The organism is Lactobacillus sp. UMNPBX4 (assembly GCF_002554115.1).
GTDB lineage: Bacteria > Bacillota > Bacilli > Lactobacillales > Lactobacillaceae > Lactobacillus > Lactobacillus gallinarum.
In genome coordinates this window covers 1-5,674 of record NZ_PCZF01000069.1, presented here as the reverse complement: position 1 = coordinate 5,674, position 5,674 = coordinate 1, and the positions used below count along the sequence as shown (strand labels likewise).

Here is a 5,674-nt window from a genome sequence, read left to right as displayed (position 1 = left end):
ATCAGTGCTTTAAAAGTCTAATATTAATTGTCAATGTCTTAACTTAATGACATTGCTTAATTAAGGAGTTCCTTTTTATTATGCATTTAATAACAGACAATAGAGCCTAAAACTTTTATTAAATGCCCAAACGTAAGGAAACACATTAAGAAATAATAACATTTAACCCCCTTGTATTTTTTACCTAAAAAAGTATAATAAGTAATGGAGGTTGAAATATTACAGAGTAAACCTTCATTATTCAGTCTCTGCCTAATAATTCCTTATTACTTAATAAATACAAACTTTATGGCAGAAGATACATCTATATCTATATCACTTTCTAGAAAGTGTCTGGGAAAAAACTAACTCTCAGATACAAAAAGACGATCAATCTAACTCTTAATTTGAGTTGCTTGACCGTCTTTTTCTTTTCGCTTAAACAAAATTGGTCCTTTGATCATCTTCTGTTCCAATATTTGCTTAAATTCATCATCATGAAGGCTATTTCCACATCGGTTTCAACCTTCTTTTTGCCTCTTAAATGAGTTCGACGCATGCCAAAAACATTCTTCAAATGTCCAAAAATCGGCTCCACATCATACTTTCTCATTCTGTAGATGTGACTGCCTTCAGGACTTTGGAGAACTGCTTTGGCTTTTTCTTTTAAGTATTGCCAGTTAGGATTATAGCGAACCTGACCAGTCGTTTTATCTTTACGCCGACTATAATATTTGAAGCTAAATCTAACGCCGTTTTGATCAAGGTAGTAATCGTCTTGTTCATCATAGAACCAGTTAGCTAGCTTAGATGGATCGTTTTTGTACTTTCTGGTTTGTTCCTTTTCATACATGGTATAAGGGATATAGTACTGCTTAAAGTCAGTCGGATTAGGATACAAGGCGAAATCAACTACATACTGATCCGTCGTAGCGACTTGAATATTATAGCCTGGCTTAAGCTGACCATTTCTCATGTGATCTTCTTTCATATGCATGAAAGTCGCATCGTGGTCGGTCTTGGAATAGCTATTGCGCCCAGCAAAGATTGCTTTCGCCTCTTTGTATTTCTTCATTCTAGGAACATAGTCTTTTCTGAGTTTATGAAGCAGCTTCTTAAGACCGCGCCTTCTTGCTTTTCTAGGCGATCCACCAGGAATGGCTTTAGGCTCTCGGGCAATCTCTTCAGTCAGCTTTTCAATTTCAGCTTCCGTTTCTTGCGCTAGCTCTGCCAATCCCTGACTGGTCTGGACTTGCTCTTTTGCCATTGCTTTGACGACTTCTTTGGCAATCAGTTCATCATATAGTTCAACTGCCTTGCGCCAAACGAAAGTATAGAGATTGGCATCAGCTTCAATTTTGGTGCCATCAATAAAGATAGCTCCTTCATAGACCTTCCTGCTCTAATAGGTTCGTAAAGTAAAGGAAGCTTTTCTTAATCAATTCGTTGGCGTGGTCGCTCGATCTAAAATTATTGATAGTATGGTATGAGATCTTTTGATGCTCTGCCAGTACCATAATCGGCAGATTTTCTTCTAGCATCAGCGCAATTTTTCTGCCTGAGAATACTCTGCGAGAATAGGCAAAGAGCAAGATCTTGAGCATCATGGCTGGGTGATAGGCAGGACGCCCGGTTTTGGCAGTATCGCCAAACAAGACGTCTTCTGGAATCGAATCGACGAACCAGCTAATGGCGTTAGCTAAGTGATTATTAGGTATAGCAAAGTCTAAATTAAGTGTTAAAGCCGTTTGGCCTGTGATATAATTCTTGTACATGATAGTTTCCACCTTCTTATTTTTATATTGTGGTGATTTAATAATATCAAGGCAGAAACTAAAAGTATAGAAAAAGAACGATGAAATCGAATAGGAAATCATCGTTCTTTTTTTATGTCTTAGGAATTAGTTTTTCCCAGACACTTTTTCTGATTAATTAGGATTAATTTCTAATTTTTTTGCTATTGGTGGAAATGTAGGTAATTTTAATGGGGTTACGTGCCATTGGGTAAATAATACTGAAGTAAGTAAAATAAATGGAATATCTTCTGGCTTGGTGATATTGCATGTTAGGACAACCCCATGTTCTGCAACGATTGTCTTGACGTTAGCAATACTTTTAAAGCCTGATCTAAAAGTATAGGTCCCTCGTTTAATACTTCCCGTAACGATATATTTTAGTTGAGTCAGATAAAATATATTAGTATTAAGCGTATTAAGCTTTTTGACACTAACTAGAGAGTGATCTACTACGTCAATAGTAAAGGATGCAATCAGTCCAGTACCATCAGTAAATAAGCGTCCAATTTCGTTTCTGTTAGTGTCATATAAATATAAAGTATGATTTGGGTTATCGAGATTTCCTTGAATAATAAATTCAATTTTTCCTTTAGGATTGATCACAGGAATTTGACCATAATCTTTTTCTTGATTAAGTTCCAGCCAAAACAACATACTTTGTCACCTCTGATCTTGTTTATTTTCCTTTATAAATTGATTTAAGATATAAGCTACACCGTCTTCGTTATTAGTTTTAGTAGTGATTTGTGCTAACTTTTTTATTGCTGGAATGGCATTACCCATGGCTACTCCTGTTCCAGCTTCACGAATCATGCTTTCATCATTTAAATTATCTCCGATAGCCGCAATTTCGTCACGTTTAATATTTTTTAGTTTAGCGTAATCAAGAAGGGCGATCCCTTTTTGTGCTTGGTGAGCATTGATTTCAATATTAGATGATGAACTAGAAGTAACAACTAAATCCTCAATTTTTGCCACTTCTTTTTTAACATTATCAAAGGCTTCATGACCACGTGAATCAAATGCAATGGTTTTCATTACTTCAACATCAGGATCATGTAATAGGTCCTCAAAATGGTCAACTTGTTTCATGTTCATGATAGTCTTATTTCCGGCAGAGATTGCGACTGCTTGTTTAAAATCAAGTAAAGGATTTAGATCGACCATTAAATGCGCTACATTAGAAATACGCTGGTTAAGGTCTTCAGTATAAACTTGATCAGCAGTGATGATTTCAAAATAAAATCCTGCCTGATGTAATAATTCAACAAGTTTTAAAGCCTTAGAAGTTGGGATTTTATGTTTGACCATTAATTTGCCGTCTTCATCGAAAACTAGGGCTCCATTTAAATTGATAAAACCAGTATGTAAACTAGCATCTTTTAGAACTGTGCGAGATTCACGTGGAGCTCGACCGGTAGCAATTAAAAATTCAATACCGTTATTTTGTGCATTTTTCACAGCTTGAATATTTGCTTCAGAAACGGACATATTAGAATTAAATAATGTACCATCGAGATCGCAAGCTACCAATTTGATCATAAAATTTCCTCCCAATTGCTATTAAATTAATGATACCATAAAGGAGATTAGAAAAGAGGGTGTAAGACTTGGCTAAAGAATTAATCGGTAATGACTGGGATAAAATTTTAGATCCAGTTTTTGCAAGTGATAAGTATCACGAATTACATAATTTTTTAAAAGAAGAATATTCTACTAAACGTATTTTTCCAGATATGTATCATATTTTTACTGCTTTTAAATTAACACCGTTTAACAAAACTAAAGTAGTGATTTTGGGCCAAGATCCATATCATAATCCGGGACAAGCAAATGGCATGAGCTTTTCAGTTATGCCAGGTACACCATTGCCACCATCACTTAGAAATATTTATAAGGAACTTTATGATGATGTTGGTGCTCGTCCGGTTAACCATGGCTATTTAAAGAAATGGGCCGACCAAGGCGTCTTGCTTTTAAATGCTGTGCTAACTGTTCCTTATGGTCATGCTAACGGCCATCAAGGTAAGGGATGGGAAGATGTAACAGACACTGCGATTAAGGCTTTAAGTGAACGTGGAAAGGTTGTTTTTATTTTATGGGGTAGATTTGCTCAAAATAAAATCCCATTAATTGATCAAAGTAAGAATTTTATTATAAAATCATCTCATCCGAGTCCATTTTCAGCTGATCGAGGATTTTTTGGTTCTCGACCATTTTCACGTTGTAATACGGCATTGCTTAATTTTGGCGAGACGCCTATTGATTGGCAATTGCCAGAAACAGTGAATAAATCTGATTTAGCATAAGAGGTATATATATGAGTGTATTTTCATTATTTAAAAAGCAAGTTGAAGCAGCAAAAGACAAAAAAAGAATTGTTTTTCCTGAAAGTGACGATTTAAGAATTTTGACTGCCGTTTCTAATTTGAATAAAGACGGGATAGTTGAGCCAATTTTAATTGGCAAAAAAGAGAATGTCGCCAAAATAGCGGAAGAAAATAGTTTGGATCTTACCGGGGTAAAGATTTATGATCCAAATAATTATGCGGATTTAGATAAAATGGTAAAGGCATTTATAGCAGCTAGAAGAAAAGATACTAGTGCAGCCGAGGCTAAAGCCAAATTAGCTAAGGAAAACTATTTCGGTACAATGTTAGTAAAGATGGACTTAGCAGATGGAATGGTATCCGGTGCAGCTCATTCAACCGCCAATACTGTTTTGCCGGCTTTGCAATTAATCCATGCTGCTGAAGGGATGCATCGTGTATCTGGCGCCTTTGTAATGGAAAAAGGTGATGAAAGATATATTTTTGCTGATTGTGCAATTAATATTGAGCCTGATGAAGAGACTTTGGCTGAAATTGGTTATCAATCAGCACAAACAGCTAAGATGGCTGAAATTGATCCTAAAGTAGCCTTTTTAAGCTTTTCTACTAAAGGTTCAGCTGAAGGATCAATGGTTGATAAGGTTCATGATGCAGCTGCAATGTTCCAAAAGAGTCATCCGGAAATTCCAGCAGATGGTGAATTGCAATTTGATGCCGCATTTGTTCCAGCTGTTGGTGAAAAGAAGGCACCTGGTTCTAAAGTAGCAGGACATGCAAATGTCTTTGTCTTCCCAGAGCTTCAATCAGGAAATATTGCATACAAGATGGTTCAACGTTTGGGCGGCTTCACTGCTGTAGGTCCAATCTTACAAGGTTTGGCTGCACCAGTTAATGACTTATCTCGTGGCTGTAGTGAACAAGATATTTATGATTTAGCAATTGTTACAGCTGCTCAAGCTTTAGCAAAGGATGAAAAATAATGACTAAGTTAGAAATTAATTCTGCAGAGGAGATGCAAAAGTTAGGTGCATCTTTGGCCAAAACGGCTAAGCCGCATGATTTGCTCTTATTAAATGGTGATTTGGGTGCCGGGAAAACCACTCTTACGCAGGGCTTAGGACGCACACTAGGCATACATCGACCTGTAAAAAGCCCAACTTTTACTATTGTGCGTGAATACCGTGAAGCTGAATTACCGCTTTTCCATATGGACTTTTATCGTTTAGAGAATGATGATTTATCATCAATTGACTTAGATGGCTATTTGGCTGAACCTGGCTTGGTAGTAATTGAATGGCCTCAGTTGGTAATGAACGATTTGCCTGATGAATATTTGCAACTAACTATTACACGAGTAGATGATAGTTGGGATTCAACTAAGCGTGTAGTTGAATTGAATGCACATGGTGAACGCAACGAAGAATGGATTAAGGATGCTTTAACCGAATACGAAAAATAATATAAAAAATGATCTAGGATTATTCTGAACTGAGACCTAAAAATTAGACAGTTTAAAATACAGGATTAATAGAGGCTTGATTCCGATATTCTTTCGGAGTTAAGCCTTTT

General features: G+C 36.3%; 5 protein-coding genes and 1 pseudogene. 3 read left to right on the top strand and 3 right to left on the bottom strand.

The window, feature by feature from the left end; genetic code table 11:
* Positions 1 to 322: 322 nt before the first annotated feature.
* The 3 genes and pseudogenes from CP355_RS09280 to CP355_RS09270 form a co-directional block, all read right to left on the bottom strand.
* Positions 323 to 1,754: pseudogene (locus CP355_RS09280) on the bottom strand (transposase).
* Positions 1,755 to 1,907: 153 nt separating this feature from the next.
* Positions 1,908 to 2,429 carry a hypothetical protein gene (locus CP355_RS09275; protein WP_098036988.1) on the bottom strand — a complete coding sequence of 174 codons (522 nt, stop codon included), beginning with the start codon at positions 2,427 to 2,429 and terminating at the stop codon, positions 1,908 to 1,910.
* Positions 2,430 to 2,435: 6 nt separating this feature from the next.
* Positions 2,436 to 3,317 (bottom strand): Cof-type HAD-IIB family hydrolase, encoded by an 882-nt coding sequence (locus CP355_RS09270; protein WP_098044394.1) that lies wholly within the window; start codon positions 3,315 to 3,317, stop codon positions 2,436 to 2,438.
* Between the two features lie 68 nt (positions 3,318 to 3,385).
* On the opposite strand from CP355_RS09270, the gene CP355_RS09265 reads away from it, so the two are divergent.
* The 3 genes from CP355_RS09265 to tsaE are packed head-to-tail and all read left to right on the top strand — an operon-like array spanning position 3,386 to position 5,564.
* The gene (locus tag CP355_RS09265; protein WP_087235402.1) at positions 3,386 to 4,084 is read left to right on the top strand and encodes a uracil-DNA glycosylase; all 699 of its coding nucleotides are present in this window, start codon (positions 3,386 to 3,388) and stop codon (positions 4,082 to 4,084) included.
* 11 nt (positions 4,085 to 4,095) lie between these two features.
* Positions 4,096 to 5,085 (top strand): phosphate acetyltransferase, encoded by a 990-nt coding sequence (gene pta / locus CP355_RS09260; protein WP_098044393.1) that lies wholly within the window; start codon positions 4,096 to 4,098, stop codon positions 5,083 to 5,085.
* The gene (tsaE, locus tag CP355_RS09255; protein ID WP_098044392.1) at positions 5,085 to 5,564 is read left to right on the top strand and encodes a tRNA (adenosine(37)-N6)-threonylcarbamoyltransferase complex ATPase subunit type 1 TsaE; all 480 of its coding nucleotides are present in this window, start codon (positions 5,085 to 5,087) and stop codon (positions 5,562 to 5,564) included. Before pta ends, tsaE begins: the two co-directional genes overlap by 1 nt.
* Positions 5,565 to 5,674: the final 110 nt, after the last annotated feature.